Source organism: Aeromonas sp. SER, assembly GCF_038739615.1.
In the GTDB taxonomy this organism is placed as follows: domain Bacteria; phylum Pseudomonadota; class Gammaproteobacteria; order Enterobacterales; family Aeromonadaceae; genus Aeromonas; species Aeromonas jandaei.
This window is the reverse complement of record NZ_JBCGFC010000023.1, coordinates 29,758-48,733: the sequence shown is the minus strand read 5'-3', so window position 1 is coordinate 48,733 and position 18,976 is coordinate 29,758. Positions and strand designations below refer to the sequence as shown.

Sequence of the window (18,976 nt, the reverse complement as noted above, 5' to 3'; positions counted from 1 at the left end):
AAATTGTTTTTGATGCTCGATGCTGTGAGTGCCCACACAGATTGCTTGATTCAAATTGTTAAAGAGCGAGGCAGCTTTTGCTGCTGCGGGAGTGGCATTCTACTCAACCGCCTTCTCGAGTCAAGCCTTATTTGCAAAGGCTTTTCGAGGTTATCGACCCGGTTGTTTGCGTTGCCGCTTACCGTGTCGATGGAGGCGCATTATAGAGAGATTGATCACATTGGCAAGGGCCAAAATGCAATAAAATCGCAAAAAACTGCACTTTATTGGTTATTCATATCAACCAACAAGCTTTGCACAGACTTATCCACAGAAAGGCGTAAAATCCGGATTGTTCGCGGCCATAACACAGCGCTTATCAGGTGGTTGAGCAGGCAGTTCGCCAGCCATCCCCTCACCAGTCAGCTCTCTTTGCCTTTTATATAGAGCCAATCACACCAGCCCGGCCTCCTTTATCCACTCCGCCACCAGCTCGCGGAGGGGCAGCTCACGACAACCGGAGAGATCCTGCCCCGCCCAGAGCGGAGAGAACCCGCTATCGCCCCGGGACTCCGCCACTGCGCGCAGCAGAGCCAGGGCGCCACTGGCATAAGGGAAGCAAGGCGCCAGCTCCGAGAGCGGGCCCAGCTCCCGCATCAACCGGTTGCTGATGCCACGAGCGGGGCGGCCGCTGAACAGATTGGTCAGCGCCGTATGCTCGCCTCGAGATGAGTGAAGCGCCGCACGATGCAGCGGCGAGGTCGTCGCCTCATGGCAACAGAGAAAGGCGGTACCCATCTGAACGCCACTCGCCCCCATCGCCAGCGCTTTGGCAATCCCCTTGCCATCGACGATGCCGCCGGCAGCGATCACCGGCAGGTCGATCGCGGCGAGGAGCTGTGGCAGTAAGGTAAAGGTGCTCTGCTGCCGCGCGAGATCATCAGAGAGGAAATGGCCGCGATGACCGCCCGCTTCCAGCCCCTGCGCAATCACCGCATCGGCTCCATGGTGAGCAAGCCACTGTGCCTCGGCCACCGTGGTGGCGCTGGCCAGCACATAGGCGCCGCTCGCCTTCACACTGGCAAGCAGCTCGGGGGCAGGCAAACCAAAGTGGAAGCTGACCACTGCCGGCCTGAACCCGGTCAGCAGTTCGGCATGTTGTGCGTTGAACGGAGCCCGGGTGGGCGCCCTGGCTGCGGCAGCCGTTGCTGCTGCCATGCTGATGTCAAACTCGGCATAGTAGGGAGAGATCGCCTGTTGCCAGCGCATCTGCTGATCAGTATCTGGCTCCTCCTGCCGATGGCAGAAGAAGTTGACGTTGAAGGGAGCATCGGTCGCAGCCCGCATTGCCTGCAGCTGGGCGGATAACTGCTCGCTGCCGAGCATGGCCGCGGGCAAGGAGCCCAGCAGGCCAGCCTGACAGGCGGCGATGGCCAGCCGGTGATCCTGCACACCCGCCATGGGTGCCTGGATCAGCGGGTAACGCAGGCCGAGACGACGAGCAAAACGGGAAGGGGCATCCATGAGCCAGACTCCTTTCTGAAAATGGCGGGAATAGAGCGGGCCCATCATGGGCCCGCTCACGCTAGAGACACATCAACGCACGCTGCGCAGCAGGAAATCCGGCTGACCGCAGGAACGGCGCTCGCGCTTTTGCATCTCGGCGGAGCAGGTGACCGCATCCGTCCCCTCTTTATTGACGCAGATGTAGATCTCCCGCAGGAAGCGGCCACCATCGGCGCACGCTACCGTGATGTTGTCGGGGGCCAGCCACTCGTTGGCGCTCGCCAGATCAGCCTTGAGCTGGAAGGTGCTCTTGCGCAGCGGCTCTTCCGGGGATTGATAAGCCGCCGGGATCTTCACCTTCTGGCGCAGGTCGCTCGCCAGCTGATGGAATTGGGGCTGACTCAGGCCGGAGCAGGTGCCGTGCTTCTCCCACTCATGGCGATAGAGAAAACGGCTGGGGTAGAGGCCGGCAAACTTCTGCTCCATGTTGGCGTCGAGCCGCTCGCGGGTACAGTTGCTCGGGTAACCACGATCGTACTGGGGCCAGAGACCATGCAACACAAAGCCCAGCTTGCGGGAACATTGATCCTTGTCCGCAGGTTTGACGGCGCAGTGCTCGGGCGACCAGGAGAGCGCCAGTGCATAGTAATCAAAGTCACCCGCCACCCCTTTCGCCTGCACCGCAGAGGAGAGCAGCAAACCACCAGCCAACAGGGCCATCATCTTCTTCATCTTTATATCCATCCAAACCGATTCTCGGGATGGCAGCCATGCTCCCATATTCCGGCGAGCGGAAACAGTGATCGCGGCGCTGCTTGCGACAAGGGTCAGACCAGTCAGGGCTTTCACCGAGGGGCAACGAGGGGTAAGCTGACCGACCGGTGGGCGCCTCGTCCACCACCCAAGCACTCCTCTTGGCAACCACAGGATGTAACATGATCCGCAAAAATCCCTCCGGCCACCTGCCGGTCATCGATGAATCCGCCTATATCGACAAAACCGCCATCATCTGCGGCAAGGTGATCATCAAAGAGAATGTCTTCGTCGGCCCCTACGCGGTGATCCGCGCCGACGAGGTGGATGCCAACGGCGAGATGGAGCCCATCGTCATCGGCGCCAACTCCAACATTCAGGACGGGGTGGTGATCCACTCCAAATCTGGCGCCGCCGTCACCATCGGCGAATACACCTCCATCGCCCACCGCTCCATCGTCCACGGGCCGTGCGAAGTGGGGAACCGGGTCTTTATCGGTTTCAACAGCGTGCTGTTCAACTGCCATATCGGCGATGGTGCCGTGGTGCGTCACAACTCGGTGATCGATGGCTGCGATCTGCCGCCGGAGTTCTACGTCCCCTCCACCACCCGCATCAACCAGCAGAGCGATCTGACCCATATCCCGCGGGTTTCGGTCGATGCCGCCGAATTCTCCGAAGACGTGGCCCACACCAATATCGATCTGGTCAAAGGGTACAAGGCGCTCTCCAACGAGTTCTGATCCCTTTCTTTATTACCAGAGAACAAAACGGGCGCCGAGGCGCCCGTTGCTGTTTCTATCGCTACTTATATATGTGCGGATCAGGAGCACTTCTTCAGGCTGATATGCCAGTTGGCACCGGACTGCACCTGATGCTTGGCGGCGAAGCTGTCCATGTTCAGCGCCACCGACACCTGCAGCAGGCTGTTGAGATAGACCAGCGGCTGCCCTTCCGGCACATCGCCAAAGCTGCTGACGTAGGGTGCCTTGCCGTCATATTTCAGCGCAGAACCTTCGCTGATCTTGATGCAGGCGGTATCCCCCTTGTTGATCCCCGCCTTGGTCAGCAGCGCATCGTCGATGTTGGTCCAGACGTTGCCGTACTGCACATCCAGAATGGGGATAGTGCCCTTGAGGGTGCCATCCTTCTCGGCTACCGCAGCCTGATAGGGGATCTTCACCACCTCGGCAGGCAGTTTCGGGCCCACCTGCTCGTAGCTGATGGCACCGGACGCGAGCCGCGCGCCGGTGTAAGCATACACATCGCGACCGTGGAAGGTGTAGGACTTCTCGGAGCCCTTGAGGCGGTTGGTCTTCTCGTCGATCTGGCGCACGGTGTCGATACCGAAGTGTTCGGCTACCAGAGTCAGGGTGCCGTTATCCGGGCTGACGATGTAGTGACCGCTCTTGGTCTTGAGCACCACCGACTTGCGATCGGTGCCGACACCCGGATCCACCACGCTGACGAACACAGTGCCCTTGGGCCAGTACTGCAGGGTCTGATAGAGGCGGTAGGAGGCTTCCCAGATGTTGTAGGCCGGGATCTCATGGGTCAGGTCATAGAGCGGCAGGGTGCGGTCCACCCCGAAGGCAACCCCCTTCATGGCCGACACGGCGCCATCTTTAAGGCCAAAGTCGGTCTGGATCACCAGCGCCTCGTTGGCGGTGGCAACACTGCTGGCCAGCAGCAGGGCGAGCGCAATGGCGCGGGGAGCGGTACGAATATCCATATCTGAACTCCTGAAACGGTGGCAATGAGTGGTTAAAAACCTTCATTTGGCCATCCAGACTGCCACAACAGGAATTTATTGCAAGGTGTTAACACCAAAGTGAGCCGCCACTCGCAAAACAGAGGGGCTATGGCAGAAATTGTGCTCGCCAAAGCCGGTTGATGGCGTTATCAAAAGAGGGTTGTCACACTCGCCCCCGACAGGAGTCCCGCACCATGAATCCCGCCCCCGACACCACACTGTTACTGGAGATTGGCGAGCAGCGCAGTCAGGTCTGGCTTGGCCACGCCGATGCCCCCCTCGCCAGCTGGACGCTCGCCTTCGGCACCCGCGCCATCCAGCCCGGGCCGTTTCGCCACGCGCCGCCCACCCCGCTCGAACTGGAGCGCGCCATCATGGTGGTGGAAGATGAACTGATGCGCATCGCTCCCGAAATACCGCCCGGTCTGCCCCTCACTCTGCACAGCGAACCCTCGCTGGCCGAAGTGCTGGGGGATAACACCATGAGCCGGGAGCTGGTGGAACAAGCCTTTGGCCAGCTGGCCGCCATGGCTGAGGGGGATCCCCTCGCCGCCAGCCAGTTGCCGCGGGAGGAGGAGTTTGCCGCCGTGCTGCTGATCGTGCGGGAGTGGTTGCACCATCTGGCCAGCGAGCAGGTGTTGCAGGTTGAATAGCCAGCCGCGCCGGGGCTGACGCCGGGCGGGGTGGCATATACTCAATCATGTCCACACCCGCAATCCGCCACCTGCGGATCCTTTACCCCACTCAGGAGAGACCCCGGCCATGGCCTGGTATCAGATTCGACTCGACCGTCCCAGAGCCACCCTGCTGGGGCTCGCCCTGCTGGTATTGGGCGGGCTGGGTTGCGTCCTCTATTACACCTATCTCAACATCCAGCACGATATGAACCTCATCACCGCCAAGCAGAAGAACGTGTTCGACGTCTTCTACCAGCGGGCCAAGATCCTCAAGGTGGAGAACATCGCCAGCTATCTGGCACAGCACCATCCGCTCGACCGGCGCCCGCCCCCGAGCGGCGTCGGCACCGACTATCTCTACGGCTACGATCTCAAGAGCAAGGAGCGCTTTGCCGATGTCCCGCTGCAATACCCGGCGGCCAATATCCTCAACACCTTCCGCTACGCCCTCTCCTACCCGGAGGTGATCAACATCTACACCATCTGGGACGACTACCGGCTGATCGGCATGGTGGCCAACGAGCGTATCCTGCCCGCCAAGCTGGGTTCTGTCCGGGTGGATCTGATGAGTTTTCGCCCCTGGTATCACTACTTCGGCTGCGCCAGCTTCAGCAAGCTCCGGCACTTCTGCAGCACCGATGAAGCGGTGGTCTCCGATATCGAGGTAGACAGTTTCAGCCTGCGCAACACCATAGTGATGTACTTCCCCTTCACCTATCAGCCGGGGCGCGGCGGCTACAAATACGGCCTGCTGGCCATCGATATCGCGGTAGATGAAGCCTTCAACGAGGTGCTGCGCCCATTTCAACATCTCAACCCGAGCCGCACCGCCATAGCCTTCGATGCCGCCGAGCCGTGCCGCGCCTTTCATCTCTGCCTCAACAAACCCTTTATGCAGACCAAGAGCGGCGCCGTGCTCTATCTGAAGTGGTCCTACTCCTGGCTCGACTTCATCAAGCTGGCGCTCCACAGCGCGGCGTTCAAGGTCTACATCATCATCATTCTGCTGGCGATGGTGGCATGGAAGCAGCTCTACCAGCGGCTGCGCACCCTGGCCCACACCGATCACCTGACCCAGCTGCCCCGGCGCGACATCCTCAACCGCACCATGCTGCACGAGCACGACTACCTGATGATCCTCGACATCGATAACTTCAAGTCGATCAACGACACCTATGGCCACGGTATTGGCGATCAGGCGCTGGTCGCCTTTTCCCGCCACCTCAGGAGCAATATCCGCAAGGTGGACAGCGCCATCCGCTGGGGCGGCGAGGAGTTCATCGTGCTGTTCAAGGGGATGGATGATGACGAGATGATGCGCCACTCCGCCGCCCGGCTGCTGGCTCGCCCCCTCACCATTGCCGAGCTGCCCGACCCCATCACCTTCTCGGCAGGGGTGATCCGCATTCGCGACTACCTGTCGGTGGCCGAGGCGGTGCATCTGGCCGACGAGCTGCTCTATCACGTCAAGCAGCAGGGCAAACACAATATCGCCAGCTACGATGGCCAGCAGATCCACCTGATCCGCAACCCCGACGCCGAAACCGCCAGCTAAGCTGGCCCGCCTTCTGCCACTCCCCCTCTATCTGTTACCATCGCGGCCACGATCACTCACTGCATTGTGGCCGCAGGCCGCGATAACCCCGACTGGTGCCCCTATGTCCACAGCCTCCTTTGCCGAACTGGCCCTCTCCCCCCGCTTGCAGCAGACCCTGACCGAACTGGGCTATGCCGCGCCGACCCCGGTGCAGGCCAGCGCCATCCCCGTCATTCTGGCGGGGCGCGATCTGATGGCGGGCGCCCAGACCGGCACCGGCAAGACCGCCGCCTTTGTGCTGCCGCTGCTGGAACAGCTGCTACAACAGCCACAGGCAGAGCCCCGCCCGATCCGCGCGCTGGTGCTGGTGCCAACCCGCGAGCTGGCGGTGCAGGTCGCCGAGAGCGTGGCGCGCTACGGCCAGGGCACCGGTCTCACCAGCACCCAGGTCTACGGCGGGGTGAGTATCGCGGCGCAGGTAGCGGCGCTTCAAGCCGGAGTGGATATCCTGATCGCCACCCCGGGCCGCCTGCTCGACCATCTGCGGCAGGGGGCCTTGAGTCTGGCGGCACTGCGCCATCTGGTGTTTGACGAGGCGGACCGCATGCTCGACATGGGCTTTATGGACGAGATCAAGGCGCTGCTCAAACAGATCCCGGCGGATCGCCAGACCCTGCTCTTCTCCGCCACCTGCGACGACAACCTGTTTGCCTTGAGCAAAGTGCTGCTACGCGACCCCGAACTGATTGAAGTGGCGCCGCGCAACACCACGGCAGCCGAGGTGGAGCAGCGGGTCTATACCGTGGATAGCGATCGCAAGCTGGCACTGGTCGAACACATGCTGAAAGTGAAAGGGTGGGCACCGGCCCTCATCTTCAGCCGCACCCGTCAGGGGGCCGACAAACTGGCCCAGCAGCTTGGCAAGGCTGGCATCAATGCGCTCGCCTTCCACGGCGACCTGTCGCAGAGCGCGCGGGAGAAGGTGCTGCTGGAGTTTCGCGCCGGCACCCTGCAGGCGCTGGTCGCCACCGACGTGGCGGCCCGCGGCCTCGATATCAGCGATCTCAACTACGTGATTAACCTCGAATTCCCGTTTGTGGCCGAGGATTACGTCCACCGTATCGGTCGCACCGGCCGCGCTGGCAACAAGGGGCTCGCCATCACCCTGTTCAGCCCGGAAGATGCGCCGCTGCTGGAGAAGGTGGAAGCGGTGCTCGACACCCGTTTGCCCCAGCAGTGGTTCCCCGGCTTTGAGCCGGATCTGACCCGCTTCGAGCCCGAGCCGCGCCGCAACAGCAAGGCGGCCCAGAAGCAGCGCGCCAGAAAACAGGCCCTCGCTGGCAACAAAGGTGGCAAGGGGCGGCGCTAACGGCCCGCGCCAATCCCTTCCAACCAATCCTTGCAAACCCATCCCTGCAAACCGGAGCAAGCCCCTGCACGGCCGGTTTTACCGCCGTTCAGGGGCGCAGCGGCAAACCGGCTCACTATAAGCAGGATTTATGGGTTTTCCCGAAATGACCCGACTCCAGCTTATACCGGCCCCCGCCACGCCCCGTCTGCCATAAAGGGGCAACAGCGGGGCTGCGAGCCCTATAAAAAGAGAACGCCCGATCCCGGGCGTTTTGCTGTTTATCACTTTTAATGACCCGCCGGTTGCCCTGCACCACCCCATCTCCACAAGACCAAAGACGCCCAAATAATCAGCTGCAATTAATCTAAAGCTCAATTTGATGTAATTGATGGATTTGGCATCCATCAATACCCCTTTTATAGTAGGGGGGCTGAAGCGGCCTCAATCGCTCCCTCCCCACTCATTCCGGACAGGAATCTTATGAAAAAACTCACTCTCGCCCAGCTCGCCGCACTCGTGACCGTGCTGCTGGCTATCGTCTGCTGGCAGCTGCCAGCCCCGGCCGGACTGGCACCGGCGGCCTACCACACCGCCATTCTGTTTATCGCCACCATTCTGGTCATCGTCACCAACATAGCGCCAACCGGCTATATCGCCATCCTCTCCCTCGGGCTCTACGCCGTGCTCCATGCCGGCGGCGAAGCGACCCCCAAGGCGGCCATCGAAGGGGCGCTGGTCGACTTCAACCACCCGCTGATCTGGCTTATCGTCATCGCCTTCATGATTGCCAGCGCCTTTGCCAAGACCGGCCTTGGCAAGCGGATCGCCCTGCTGCTGCTCAGCCGCTTTGGCCAGTCCACCCTGCGCTCCGCCTACTGTCTGGCGGTTGCCGACTTTATTCTGGCCCCCGCCACCCCGAGCAACACGGCTCGCGCCGCCATCGTCGCCCCCATTGCCGACTCGCTGGCCAAGACCATCAACAAGGATGACCGCAAGCTGGGGCAGTTCCTGCTCTCCAGCGTCAGCGCCATGAACGACGCCTCGGCGGTCGCCTTCAGCACCGGCTTTGCCGGCAATCTGGCGCTGGTCGGCATTGCCGCCAGCGTCGCCGGGCTCACGGTCGGCTTTCGCGAATGGGCGCTCTATCTGCTGCCGCCCGCCATCGGCCTGCTGCTGATCATGCCGCTGGTGCTCTATCTGGTGATCCGCCCCGAAACCCGCGACACGCCGGATGCCCCCCGCTTCGCCCGCGAGGAGCTGGCCAAAATGGGCCCCCTCTCCCGCCATGAGAAGAGCCTGCTCGGGGTCTTTGTCGGTCTGGTGGTGCTCTGGGTTGGCGGCAGCAATCTGGGGCTGGATGCCACCACGGTCGCCTTTCTCGGTCTGGCCGCCCTGCTGCTGCTCGGCGTGCTGAACTGGAACGATGTGAAGGGCAACAGCGCCGCCTTCGATACCCTGATCTGGTTCAGCGTGCTGATGGGGATGGCCGACAACCTGAAACGGGTCGGCTTTACCGGCTGGCTGGGGGATGAACTCTCCGGTTTTATGCACAGCACCCTCGGCGGGCTCGGCACCATTCCCATGCTGCTGGTGGTGATGGGACTCTACCTCTTTACCTCCTACGCCTTTGCCTCGGCCACCGCCAAGGTGGTGGCGCTGGCGCCGGTGATTGCCGGGGCCCTGCTGGCGGTCGGCGTACCTGCCGAGCTCGCCATCTTCAGCATCGCCGCCATCACCAACGTCGGCTGCAACCTCGCCACCTACTCCCACGCCCGCATCCCGCTGCTGATGGGGATGGGCTATCACACCAGCGCGGAGTGGATGCGCATCGGTCTGGTGATCGCCATCGTGGGCTTTGCCGTGGTGATGAGCATCGGTCTCACCTGGTGGCAGTGGCTGATCTGATAACAAAAAGGGCCCGTAACGGGCCCTTTTGCATAGAGGGTGTGCAGCATTCCATACCGGCGCTGCGCTTGCCACAAGCTACGGCATTGTTAAAAACAGCGCGGGTCAGCTCTGGGGCGCCGCCTTGATCAGCGCCTCGTAGTGATCAATCAGCTCGGGCCCGTGCAGCGGTGAGTCGTGCCCGCCGATCACCGTCTTGATCGGCAGCTTCATCGCTTTCAGCCGCTCGATGGTCTGCGGATACTCCTTCACATTGGCAAAGCTCAGGTTGCCCAGCTTCTCCTTGAGGATGCAGTTGCCATAGAGCACCTGCTCGTCGGGGAAGTAGACAAAGATGCCGTCCGGCGTATGGGCCGGGCCCGCATAGAAGGCGCGCACCTTGCCCTCTTGCAGGGTGAAGTCACCATCGTGCACCACGTTGGGCAGCACCAGCGGCAGATCCGGATACTCCGGCAGCCCCTTGCGGGTAAAGGCGACAATCTCGGCCCAGTCGCTCTTCATCAGATCCCGGGTCTGGCGCGTCGCCACCACCTTGGCCCCGATGGACTTCCAGTAGGCGTTACCGCCCGCCCGATCGGTGTGGTAGTTGGTGTTGATCACCTCCAGCACCGGCTTGCTGCTGACTCTTTTTATCAGCTTGTGCAGCTCGCGGGCGGTATCCGGCGTCCAGGTCGCCCCCACCACCGTCACCCCCTTGGCCCCGAAATAGACCATGGAGTTCTCTTTGACGTAGTAGTTGTCCTCTACCACATAGACAGGGCCGCTCACCTGCTTGAGGGAGATCCCCGCCGCCCGCACGCTGCCACCCCAGAAACTCGCCATCAGCACCACGGCCCCGGCCAATGTGCACTTCATCCAACCTTTCATCATCTTGCTCCCTCGAACCAACCGCCCCCTCGCCACCCCTGTGGCAAGCCGGGCCTTTTAAGCAGTGAGCAGAAGATACGGGGGATTTGTGAGGGGAAAATGAGGTTGTGTGAAGAGAAGGTGAAGTCTGGGGGAAGTCAGGGGAAAGTCCGGAAAAATCGGCAACGACCTCCTGTTCGCGAACGACCGAATACTCTGTAAACGTAGGGCTTCGCTGCGCGAAGCCCTACATACAAGACGGTGAGTAATTGAGTCTGTTTTGAGCTCATTTGTGATAGACCTAATTTATTCACAAAACGATTCATAGTAACCTTTTGGCTCTTTTCTCGTGGCCGAAAGATACCCTATGGAAGCACCTGCGTTTGTTATTCGCTCAGAAAATGATGCCTATGAACTGCTTCGGCAGCTGTTGGAAAACGAAATTGATGTTGATGCTTATGACCTGCGGTTTGATGGATGGCCACGATTAACAGTCCATCTAAAAGGAGAGGGATTTCAGTCAACAATCACCCCTCCTTTGATGAGTGCCTTCTTGGAACTTCAACGCAATATATACAGAAGCTATGCTATCGCACGTTACAATACTCCTAAGGTAACGGCACTAAATGCCCTAGAGAAAGAAGCACTCCAGATCGTTGTAAAGGTAGAACCGGGTAGCTCCTTATTCAGTGTGGATCTGGATGGCCTGCTAGAAAAATGGGGTAAGGATCTAATTGATAAAATGGATGCTAAAACATTACTCACCATGGTTATTGCTGTTGCTGCCATTTGGGCAGGTAAATCCGCATACTCGGATTATCTTGCTCAACGAGTTGAGATTCGCCAAATTGAAGCGAAGAAAGAAGAGCAACAACTCCTGATTGAGCAACAAAAGCTCCGAATGGAAGAGCGTGCGCGAGACGATGCCCAAGAGACTAAGCGCATGGAAATGTTGACTGAGCTTCTCCAACAACAACCAAAGCTGCACACTATCAAAGCCTATGCTGATGACTCCAGAACTGAGTTGTTTAAACGAAGCGCAACTGCTGATGAAGTCGAAATCCAAGGCATGAAGATGGATGGAGAAACGGCAGCAGAGCTGGTAAAGAATGCTAGAAATAAATCCGAAGATGTGCGGCTAGATGGTATGTATCGCATCTTAAATGTCGACTCTTCCAACCCAGATGAGTTCAAAGTCAAAGTCCGCAGCCAAGAGTCTGGTGATGAGTTCATCGCTAAAGTCCAAGATGGAACATTAGATCGGCGCTATCTGGATGCATTGCAAAGAGGAGAGTGGTCACGTCGCCCTGTTCGCCTGCAAATTAACGCTAAGTCCATAAAGGATGAAATCCGCAGTGCCGTAGTGATGCAGGCAAACTTTCCTGAACAAGATTGAAATCAACCACCTGAATATTGTATCTCGCCTGAACCTCTGAACTTATAAATATAAGGCTCCCATCGGGAGCCTTATTGCATTCATAACGGAGATCTTCTTCACCCCAACGGCGGCGTCCGTGGCGGCACCATTCGCTTGCTGCCGGTAGACTCGAAGGCCGAGGCGAAGCGCAGCAGGTTGTTGTCGTCATAGGCGCGACCGGCGAAGGTCAGCCCCACCGGCATACCGATATCGGCCATCACCCCCATGGGGACGGTGACGGTCGGCACGCCGAGGTGGCGAATGGCGAGGTTGCCGTTGGCAACCCAGATGCCGTTGCTCCAGGCGATATCGGCGGAGGCCGGATTCACATCCGCATCAGCCGGGGCGACGTCGGCAACGGTCGGGAACAGCACGGCATCGAGCTTAAGCCCGTCCATCCAGTCCTCCAGGTCCAGCTTGCGGGTCTTCTCCAGACCACGCAGACCGTCCGGCACTGTGGGGATCTCGTCAAAGCGCTTGATGCCGCGCTTGGCCATATTGACGTACTCGTCCATGCCCGCCGCCAGATCGCCCTCGCGGTTCGGCAGGGTGCCCGGATCGTGGGGGAAGATCTTCGGCCCATCGACATCGGCCAGCTTGTTGAGCTTGGGATCGCCGTTGGCGCGCAGGAAGTCGTCGAACGCCCAGCCGGAAAGCTCCCACAGCTCATCGTTGAGAAACTCCGGGCTCACGATGCCGCGATTGAACACGGTCGGCGCGCCGGGTCGGTCCCCTTCGCAGTTGGAGACCAGCGGGAAGTCCACTTCGATGACTTCGGCGCCTGCGGCTTCCAGCGCCTTGCGCGCATCTTCCCAGAGGGCGATCACGGTCTCGCGGGTATGGATGCGCTGACCGGTCGGGCCGCCGATGCCGGGGTTTTCGCTGGTGCCGGCCAGTTCATCCTTGTTGATAAACATGCGCGGCACGCCGAGGCGCTTGCCCTTGAGGGCATCGGCCTTGGCTGCCAGATCCAGATAGGAAGCCGGACGCACTTCGGAGGCCTTGGGCAGCTGTACCCAGGGCTGCATGCGCCACAGATCGCCACGGGTATCGGCATCGTCGGCCACTACAACGTCGAGCACTTCCAGCAGATCGGCCATGGTGCGGGCATAGGGCACCACCACATCCATGGTCGGAGTCAGCGGCCAGTTGCCGCGCACCGAGATGACGCCACGGGACGGGGTGTAGGCGCACAGGCCGTTGTTGGAGGCCGGGCCACGGCCGCTCGACCAGGTCTCTTCCGCCAGACCAAAGGCAGAGAAGCTGGCGGCGGTGGCAGTACCGGCACCGTTGGAGGAGCCGGAGGCAAAGGGCGCAGTCAGGTAGTCGGCGTTGTAGGGGCTCTCGGCACGGCCATAGACGCCGCGCTGCATGCCACCATTGGCCATCGGCGGCATATTGGTTTTGCCAAGGCAGATGGCACCGGCGGCGCGCAGGCGCTCCACGGTAAAGGCATCGCGCTGGGCTACCAGATCCTTGAAGGCCGGGCTGCCGGAGGCGGCGGTCAGCCCCTTGACCAGATAGCTGTCTTTGGCGGTGTAGGGGATGCCGTCGAGCGGGCTCAGGGTCTCGCCACGGGCACGGCGGGCATCAGAAGCCTCGGCCTCTTTCAGCGCATCGGGATTGGCGACCACCACGGCGTTGAGTTTGGTGGCAGTCTCGGGGCCGTTGTAGGCCTCGATCCGGGCCAGATAGGCCTTGACCAGTTCGACCGCTGTGGTGCGGCCTGATTCGAGCGCTGCACGCAGCTCGGCAATGGAAACCTCGGTCACTTCGATCATGTAGGATCTCCTGTAAAAGGGTGACTGTTTGTCATGATGATCGCCGCATCAGCGCCTGCGACCATCACACCATCAAGAGAGAAAACCCCACGGAGTGGGGTTTTGAATACCAACCTCAGCTGGCGTAAACCGGTTTACGACCCGTCGCGAGAGGTCGTCAGCAAGGTGAAGAGCAGCACAGGAACCGGAGCGTATAAACATACGTGAGGCTTCCGAGCAGCACATGAGCCTTGATCACGGCTTCGCAGCAGGATCGTCATCCGGTTCTTATTTGCCGGAGGGGATCTGCTGGGTAATGCAGTGAATATTGCCACCGCCCAGCAGGATCTCGCGGGCCGGCACGCCGACCACGGTGTGATCCGGGAAGATCTCTTCCAGAATGCGCTGGGCTTCGCCATCGGTGGCGGCATCCAGCAGCGGATAGACGATGCGATCGTTGGTGATGAGGAAGTTCACATAGGAACCGGCCAGACGGCCTTCTGCCTCGCGCGGCACGCCGGTACCGCTCTCGACACCGGCAGACTCCTCTTCGGTGCAGAACAGCGGGCCCGGCTGGGGCAGCTTCCACACTTTCAGCTTGCGACCCTTGGCATCGACCGCCGCTTCCAGCACCTTGAGGGCGGCTACGGAGCGGGCGTACTGGGGATCGTTCTGGTCGTCAGTCCAGTGCAGGGCCACTTCACCCGGACGCACGAAGCAGCACATGTTGTCGATGTGGCCGTCGGTTTCGTCCATGTAGACGCCTTCGTCCAGCCAGATAAAGCTGGTAACGCCCAGATAGTCGCGCAGGTAGGCTTCGATCTGCTCTTTGGTCAGGTGCGGGTTGCGGTTTTCGTTGAGCAGGCACTCGGCGGTGGTCAGGCAGGTGCCTTCGCCATCGACGTGGATGGAGCCCCCTTCCAGAATCAGCGGCGCATCGTAGCGAGCCATCTCGTGTTGGGTCAGCATCTGGGCTGCCACTTCCTCATCCTGATTCCACGGGTAGTAGAGACCGCCCTTGTGGCCGCCCCAGGCGTTGAAACCCCAATCCACGCCACGGCACTCGCCGGCAGCGTTGGTGACGATGGTCGGGCCGGTATCGCGGGCCCAGCAATCATCGCTGTCCATTTCGACCAGAGTGACGTGGGCGGGCATGATGGCGCGGGCCTGCTCCATAAACTGGGCCGGAACCCCCATAAAGACCGGAGTCGCGCCACCGATGGCATCGGCCACCTTGGCGAAGGTCTCTTGCGCGAAGCGACCGGCTACGCGCCAGTTGTCCGGGCGAAACGGCCAGATCATCCAGACTGCCTGCTGGTGCGCCCACTCGGCGGGCATGGTGAAGCCGTCGGCGGCCGGCGTGGAGTTAATGGTCTTGATGCTCATCGCAAGGCTCCTTGCATGGATTGAGGCCCCCGTTTACGCCCGATGCGGCGCGGGAACCCGGAAAAATAAGAGTGGGTCGCAGATTAAGACGTTGCGCCCCCATCCATCAAATGAATAGGATGGATTGTCCCATAAACACGGCGAATAATCCCCCCATGAAACTGCACCAGCTCGACCTCAATCTGCTGCTCGCGTTTGACGCACTGATGACGCAGGGCAGCGTCACCCGCGCCGCCGAGGCGCTCTTTATCAGCCAGCCCGCCATGAGCCACTCCCTTAACCGGCTGCGCACCTTTCTCGGCGACCCGCTGCTGGTGCGCACCCCGCAGGGGATGCTGCCGACCCCGCGCGCCCAGCGGCTGCATCTCGGGGTGCAGCAGGCGCTGCGGCTGCTGGAGCAGCAGCTCACCGAGGAAGAAGAGTTCGAGCCGAGCCAGTCGAAGCGGCGCTTCGTGCTCTGCACCACAGATTACGTGGAGTGCGTGCTGATCCCGCCGCTTATTCAGCGGCTCAGACGGCTGGCGCCGGGGGTCACCATCGAGATCCGCATCCTGCGCGACACCCTGCCCGAAGCCGAGCTGGCAAGCGGCGAGATCGATCTGGTGCTGGGCTTTGACGAGTACATGCAGGTGCCGGGGTATCTGGGCAAGGAGACCTGGCTCACCGAACCGCTGGCCGGACTGGTGCGCGCCGATCTGCCGATTGCCAAATCGGCCCCCGCCGGCGCCGAGGATGACCCCTCCCAGTGGATGGAGCGCATCACCCTGCAGCAGCTTATCGCCATGCCCCACGTGTTCCACTCGCCGCTGGGCACCTCGGAGGCGAGCCTCGACCGCTATCTGAAGAGTCAGGGCTTTAGCCGCACCATCTCGGTCAACAGCCAGAGCTATATGTCCGCCGCCGCCATCGTCAGCCAGAGCGATCACCTGCTGGTGCTGCCCAGCATGGTAGCCGAGCTGCTCGCCACCCACTGGCCGCTGAAAAGCCTGCCGCTGCCCGAAGACGTGCCCGACTATCACCTCAACTGCGTCTGGCACCCCGTGCACGCCCAGCAACCTGCTCTGGTGTGGCTGAAAGATTTGATGAAGGAGCTGGTGGGGCCGAGGTAAGACCGAGGCGTCTGGCATACCCCATAGGCGCATACGCAACAACCGGCGCTGGTGTGGCTCAAGGATTTGATGAAGGAGCTTGTTGACCGACCACGATGCCCGCACAGAACCTCAATCAGTTCCCTCTCCCTTTGGGAGAGGGTTAGGGTGAGGGCTGCTCCTGCTCCCTCCCCCTCATCCCCAGCCCTTCTCCCGCAAGGGGAGAAGGGAGCCGTTACGCTACAACTTGCAGCATCGTAGTCAGCTAGGCGATTCCCAATACATTCAAAAAGTTACCGTCATCTTCGTATTACCCAATCCCGATAGATCCTCGAGCTGTTCCCTCTCCCATTGGGAGAGGGTTAGGGTGAGGGGGCTTCTTTCCCCTCATCCCCAACCCTTTTCCCGTAAGGGGAGAAGGGAGCCGTTACGCTACAACTTGCAGCACCGCGGACAACCAGTTAGTCAGTCAGGCGATTTCACATACATTCAAAAAGTTACCGTCATCTTCGTATTACCCAATCCAGCTTCCCCTGCTCGAATCCAACAATGAACACAGTGATGATCAGCCCAATCCCAACCACAACTCGATCTGTTCCCTCTCCTTCCGGGAGAGGGCTAGGGTGAGGGGACGCAATACCCAACCGGTAAACAGATGGGAAGCTGGCTATATCTATAGGGCGATACGGAGCAGGGGCAATTTATGGAGAGTAACCACTTTGCCAAGCGACTGAGACGGGATGCCACGCAGGCAGAGCAGAAACTGTGGCAACAGCTGCGCAATCGCCGTCTGGCGGGGCTGAAATTTCGCCGCCAAATGCCCATCGGCCCCTATGTGGTGGATTTTATCTGTCTTGAACAGGGATTGGTTATCGAAGTGGATGGTTCGCAACATGGAACACAAGCGAACCAGATGCATGACGAGGCTCGGACAGCCTATCTCAATCAGCAGGGATTTCGGGTGATACGAGTGTGGAATAACGATGTGCTGAGTCGGATGGAGGTCGTACTGGCCCATATTTGGCTCTCATTGCGCTGAGCAGAGCCCTCCTCCTCATCCCCAACCCTTCTCCCGCAAGGGGAGAAGGGAGCAAACAACCCGGCGCGTGTGGCATCCCCGGAAACAACCATGGCTCCCGCAGGAGCCATGGTTGTTTCCGGGCGCGCATTACGCCCGCAGGGCCCGCATCAGCTGGGCGACCACGTCGTCGAGCAGCGGGCGATCGGGGCGGCACTGGGCGAAGGTAATAAGACCCTGCAGGTTGATCAGCAGCAGGGCGGTGAGAGTGCGGATATCCCGATCCGGCGCCAGCTCACCGCACTGCTGCGCCTGCGCCAGCAGATCCGCCAGCTCCTGCTCCAGCTCGCCGTAGATCCCCTTGACCCGCTGGGTCAACTCTTCGTCCTGCTCGCTCAGCTCCATCATGGTGCGGGTCACCAGACAGGTGCCGCAGAGCGCCTCGGTCACCACCTGATCGAGATAGGCAGCAAGACCGGCCAGCGGGCTCGGATTGTCGAGCAGGGAGCGGCGCAGGGCTCGCTTGCTCTCCACGTAGTGATCGACAGCCGCCAGCAGCAGGCCGCGCTTGTTGCCAAAGGCGCCGTAGATGCTGCCCGGGTGCAGGCCGGTGGCAGCCACCAGCTCCTGCATGGTGGTCTTGGCGTACCCCTTGGCGCGAAACGCCTCCATGGCATTTCGTAGCACCTCGTCACGATCAAACTCGGCAATGCGCATGGCTCCTCCCGTCGGAAATGGTTCGTTGCCACTGCACAAAAAGAGCCGCTGGCAACGCGCGCTGGAAAAGGTCGGCAAGTGTACCCCACTCGCAGGTCGGGGCCAACCATCTTGAACGCTCATTCAAAAAAGACTTGCATCGGAACAAAAAAACGTCTTGAATGCACGTTCAAGAATAACCCGTTCAGGACACACTATCATGAATACCCTGTTTCAGCCGTATCGCCTTAATGAGACTCTGACCCTGGCCAACCGCTTCATGATGGCCCCGCTCACCCGCTGCATGGCAGGCCCCGGTCTGGTGCCGACCGAGCAGATGGCTGCCTATTATGCTCGCCGTGCCGACATCGGCCTGATTGTCTCCGAAGCCGTCATCATCCGCCCCGATGCGCAGGGCTATCCCAATACCCCGGGCCTCTTCACCCAGGCTCAGATCGATGGCTGGAAGAAAGTGACCAGCGCCGTGCACGCCAAGGGCGGCAAGATCTTCGCCCAGCTGTGGCACGTCGGTCGCCTCTCCCACCCCTTCTTCCATCAGGCTGAAGTGCTGGCTCCCTCTGCCGTGGCGCATGAGGGCACAGTGCCGCGCATGCGTGAGCTGACCTATCAGGTGCCACGCGCCCTGACCGAAGCCGAAATCGCCCAGCTGGTGCAGGATTACGCGACTGCCGGAGCCAACGCCATCGAGGCGGGCTTTGACGGGGTAGAGATCCACGGTGCCAACGGCTACCTGATCGACCAGTTCCTGCACCACTCCACCAACCTGCGCAGCGACAACTACGGTGGCTGCCCGGAAAATATGAGCCGCTTCGCGCTGGAAGTGGTCGATGCCATCAGCGCCCGCATTGGCGGTGATCGGGTTGGTATTCGCCTCTCCCCGGGTGCCTATGTCCATCTGGCGGGCAGCCCGGAAGATCGCGCCGTGTTCGACTATCTGCTGGGCAAGCTCAACGATCGCCCGCTGGCCTATATCCACCTCGGCATCTTCGATGACAACCTCACCTTCGATTATCTGGGTGGCCGCGCCTCCGACTATCTGCGCGCCCACTACAAGGGCAATCTGGTCGGTGTTGGCAACTACGACGCCGAGCGCGCCGCAGCAGCCATCGAGGCCAACCGCTTTGATCTGGTGGCCATCGGTCGTCCGCTTATCGCCAACCCGGACTATCTCGCCAAGGTGAAAAATGGCGAAGCGCTGGTGCCCTACGCCGATACCATGCTGGCCGAGCTGGTATAACAGCCCGCTATCGCCAGACGACAGGCAATAAAAAACGAGGGGAGCA

General features: G+C 60.7%; 18 protein-coding genes. 10 read left to right on the top strand and 8 right to left on the bottom strand.

Annotation, left to right across the window (positions count from 1 at the left end; translation table 11 throughout):
- The coding region (locus AAHA41_RS21545; RefSeq protein ID WP_323092197.1) for a hypothetical protein at window positions 1–426 on the top strand (426 nt) is incomplete at its 5' end.
- Between the two features lie 6 nt (window positions 427–432).
- Here AAHA41_RS21545 and AAHA41_RS21540 read toward each other — a convergent pair.
- Window positions 433–1,503, bottom strand: a complete 1,071-nt coding sequence (locus tag AAHA41_RS21540; RefSeq protein ID WP_323070740.1) for a nitronate monooxygenase — start codon at window positions 1,501–1,503, stop codon at window positions 433–435.
- 72 nt (window positions 1,504–1,575) lie between these two features.
- Window positions 1,576–2,217 (bottom strand): ribonuclease, encoded by a 642-nt coding sequence (locus AAHA41_RS21535; protein WP_156853522.1) that lies wholly within the window; start codon window positions 2,215–2,217, stop codon window positions 1,576–1,578.
- 203 nt (window positions 2,218–2,420) lie between these two features.
- On the opposite strand from AAHA41_RS21535, the gene AAHA41_RS21530 reads away from it, so the two are divergent.
- Complete coding sequence (locus AAHA41_RS21530; protein ID WP_005343397.1) at window positions 2,421–2,981, top strand: carbonate dehydratase; 561 nt, start codon at window positions 2,421–2,423, stop codon at window positions 2,979–2,981.
- Window positions 2,982–3,061: 80 nt separating this feature from the next.
- Here the strand turns inward: AAHA41_RS21530 and AAHA41_RS21525 are convergent, their stop codons facing one another.
- Window positions 3,062–3,970 (bottom strand): S-adenosyl-l-methionine hydroxide adenosyltransferase family protein, encoded by a 909-nt coding sequence (locus AAHA41_RS21525; RefSeq protein WP_182926150.1) that lies wholly within the window; start codon window positions 3,968–3,970, stop codon window positions 3,062–3,064.
- Window positions 3,971–4,185: 215 nt separating this feature from the next.
- Between AAHA41_RS21525 and AAHA41_RS21520 the strand changes: the two genes are divergently transcribed.
- The 3 genes from AAHA41_RS21520 to AAHA41_RS21510 all read left to right on the top strand — a co-directional run bounded on the left by AAHA41_RS21520 (window position 4,186) and on the right by AAHA41_RS21510 (window position 7,574).
- A complete protein-coding gene (locus AAHA41_RS21520) occupies window positions 4,186–4,644 on the top strand; it encodes a hypothetical protein (RefSeq protein WP_323070739.1) in 459 nt (152 codons plus the stop codon).
- A 109-nt stretch (window positions 4,645–4,753) separates the two neighbouring features.
- Window positions 4,754–6,223, top strand: coding sequence for a GGDEF domain-containing protein (locus AAHA41_RS21515; RefSeq protein ID WP_323070738.1), 1,470 nt, complete (start codon window positions 4,754–4,756; stop codon window positions 6,221–6,223).
- Between the two features lie 103 nt (window positions 6,224–6,326).
- Entirely contained in the window at window positions 6,327–7,574 is a 1,248-nt protein-coding gene (locus tag AAHA41_RS21510; RefSeq protein ID WP_323070737.1) for a DEAD/DEAH box helicase, read from the top strand.
- A gap of 78 nt (window positions 7,575–7,652) precedes the next feature.
- Here AAHA41_RS21510 and AAHA41_RS21505 read toward each other — a convergent pair whose 3' ends face one another.
- Window positions 7,653–7,961, bottom strand: coding sequence for a hypothetical protein (locus tag AAHA41_RS21505; RefSeq protein ID WP_323070736.1), 309 nt, complete (start codon window positions 7,959–7,961; stop codon window positions 7,653–7,655).
- A gap of 75 nt (window positions 7,962–8,036) precedes the next feature.
- Between AAHA41_RS21505 and AAHA41_RS21500 the strand changes: the two genes are divergently transcribed.
- Complete coding sequence (locus AAHA41_RS21500) at window positions 8,037–9,461, top strand: DASS family sodium-coupled anion symporter (RefSeq protein ID WP_071912905.1); 1,425 nt, start codon at window positions 8,037–8,039, stop codon at window positions 9,459–9,461.
- Between the two features lie 105 nt (window positions 9,462–9,566).
- Here AAHA41_RS21500 and AAHA41_RS21495 read toward each other — a convergent pair whose 3' ends face one another.
- Complete coding sequence (locus AAHA41_RS21495) at window positions 9,567–10,331, bottom strand: CphA family subclass B2 metallo-beta-lactamase (protein ID WP_139396099.1); 765 nt, start codon at window positions 10,329–10,331, stop codon at window positions 9,567–9,569.
- A 343-nt stretch (window positions 10,332–10,674) separates the two neighbouring features.
- Here AAHA41_RS21495 and AAHA41_RS21490 point away from each other — a divergent pair, with 343 nt between their 5' ends.
- Window positions 10,675–11,703: a hypothetical protein gene (locus AAHA41_RS21490; protein ID WP_216951999.1), complete on the top strand. Its 1,029-nt coding sequence runs from the start codon at window positions 10,675–10,677 to the stop codon at window positions 11,701–11,703.
- Between the two features lie 98 nt (window positions 11,704–11,801).
- Here AAHA41_RS21490 and AAHA41_RS21485 read toward each other — a convergent pair whose 3' ends face one another.
- Together AAHA41_RS21485 and aguA are read right to left on the bottom strand one after the other, a co-directional pair.
- Window positions 11,802–13,505, bottom strand: a complete 1,704-nt coding sequence (locus tag AAHA41_RS21485) for an amidase (protein ID WP_323070735.1) — start codon at window positions 13,503–13,505, stop codon at window positions 11,802–11,804.
- A 267-nt stretch (window positions 13,506–13,772) separates the two neighbouring features.
- Window positions 13,773–14,870, bottom strand: a complete 1,098-nt coding sequence (gene aguA, locus AAHA41_RS21480) for an agmatine deiminase (RefSeq protein ID WP_124241734.1) — start codon at window positions 14,868–14,870, stop codon at window positions 13,773–13,775.
- A gap of 155 nt (window positions 14,871–15,025) precedes the next feature.
- Between aguA and AAHA41_RS21475 the strand changes: the two genes are divergently transcribed.
- Together AAHA41_RS21475 and AAHA41_RS21470 are read left to right on the top strand one after the other, a co-directional pair.
- Window positions 15,026–15,979 carry a LysR family transcriptional regulator gene (locus tag AAHA41_RS21475; protein WP_058059628.1) on the top strand — a complete coding sequence of 318 codons (954 nt, stop codon included), beginning with the start codon at window positions 15,026–15,028 and terminating at the stop codon, window positions 15,977–15,979.
- A gap of 682 nt (window positions 15,980–16,661) precedes the next feature.
- Window positions 16,662–16,997 carry an endonuclease domain-containing protein gene (locus AAHA41_RS21470; protein WP_323070734.1) on the top strand — a complete coding sequence of 112 codons (336 nt, stop codon included), beginning with the start codon at window positions 16,662–16,664 and terminating at the stop codon, window positions 16,995–16,997.
- Window positions 16,998–17,126: 129 nt separating this feature from the next.
- Here the strand turns inward: AAHA41_RS21470 and AAHA41_RS21465 are convergent, their stop codons facing one another.
- On the bottom strand, window positions 17,127–17,693 hold the full coding sequence (locus AAHA41_RS21465; protein ID WP_041210179.1) for a TetR/AcrR family transcriptional regulator: 567 nt from the start codon (window positions 17,691–17,693) through the stop codon (window positions 17,127–17,129).
- A gap of 199 nt (window positions 17,694–17,892) precedes the next feature.
- Between AAHA41_RS21465 and AAHA41_RS21460 the strand changes: the two genes are divergently transcribed.
- Window positions 17,893–18,930 carry an alkene reductase gene (locus AAHA41_RS21460; RefSeq protein WP_323070733.1) on the top strand — a complete coding sequence of 346 codons (1,038 nt, stop codon included), beginning with the start codon at window positions 17,893–17,895 and terminating at the stop codon, window positions 18,928–18,930.
- Window positions 18,931–18,976: the final 46 nt, after the last annotated feature.

Coding starts and splice junctions, on each gene's coding strand:
- AAHA41_RS21495 (WP_139396099.1), bottom strand. CDS start 10,331: ATGATGAAAGGTTGGATGAAGTGCACATTGGCCGGGGCCGTGGTGCTG.
- AAHA41_RS21460 (WP_323070733.1), top strand. CDS start 17,893: ATGAATACCCTGTTTCAGCCGTATCGCCTTAATGAGACTCTGACCCTG.
- AAHA41_RS21465 (WP_041210179.1), bottom strand. CDS start 17,693: ATGCGCATTGCCGAGTTTGATCGTGACGAGGTGCTACGAAATGCCATG.
- aguA (WP_124241734.1), bottom strand. CDS start 14,870: ATGAGCATCAAGACCATTAACTCCACGCCGGCCGCCGACGGCTTCACC.
- AAHA41_RS21525 (WP_182926150.1), bottom strand. CDS start 3,970: ATGGATATTCGTACCGCTCCCCGCGCCATTGCGCTCGCCCTGCTGCTG.
- AAHA41_RS21535 (WP_156853522.1), bottom strand. CDS start 2,217: ATGAAGAAGATGATGGCCCTGTTGGCTGGTGGTTTGCTGCTCTCCTCT.
- AAHA41_RS21520 (WP_323070739.1), top strand. CDS start 4,186: ATGAATCCCGCCCCCGACACCACACTGTTACTGGAGATTGGCGAGCAG.
- AAHA41_RS21515 (WP_323070738.1), top strand. CDS start 4,754: ATGGCCTGGTATCAGATTCGACTCGACCGTCCCAGAGCCACCCTGCTG.
- AAHA41_RS21490 (WP_216951999.1), top strand. CDS start 10,675: ATGGAAGCACCTGCGTTTGTTATTCGCTCAGAAAATGATGCCTATGAA.
- AAHA41_RS21540 (WP_323070740.1), bottom strand. CDS start 1,503: ATGGATGCCCCTTCCCGTTTTGCTCGTCGTCTCGGCCTGCGTTACCCG.
- AAHA41_RS21475 (WP_058059628.1), top strand. CDS start 15,026: ATGAAACTGCACCAGCTCGACCTCAATCTGCTGCTCGCGTTTGACGCA.
- AAHA41_RS21485 (WP_323070735.1), bottom strand. CDS start 13,505: ATGATCGAAGTGACCGAGGTTTCCATTGCCGAGCTGCGTGCAGCGCTC.
- AAHA41_RS21505 (WP_323070736.1), bottom strand. CDS start 7,961: ATGGATGCCAAATCCATCAATTACATCAAATTGAGCTTTAGATTAATT.
- AAHA41_RS21530 (WP_005343397.1), top strand. CDS start 2,421: ATGATCCGCAAAAATCCCTCCGGCCACCTGCCGGTCATCGATGAATCC.
- AAHA41_RS21500 (WP_071912905.1), top strand. CDS start 8,037: ATGAAAAAACTCACTCTCGCCCAGCTCGCCGCACTCGTGACCGTGCTG.
- AAHA41_RS21470 (WP_323070734.1), top strand. CDS start 16,662: ATGGAGAGTAACCACTTTGCCAAGCGACTGAGACGGGATGCCACGCAG.
- AAHA41_RS21510 (WP_323070737.1), top strand. CDS start 6,327: ATGTCCACAGCCTCCTTTGCCGAACTGGCCCTCTCCCCCCGCTTGCAG.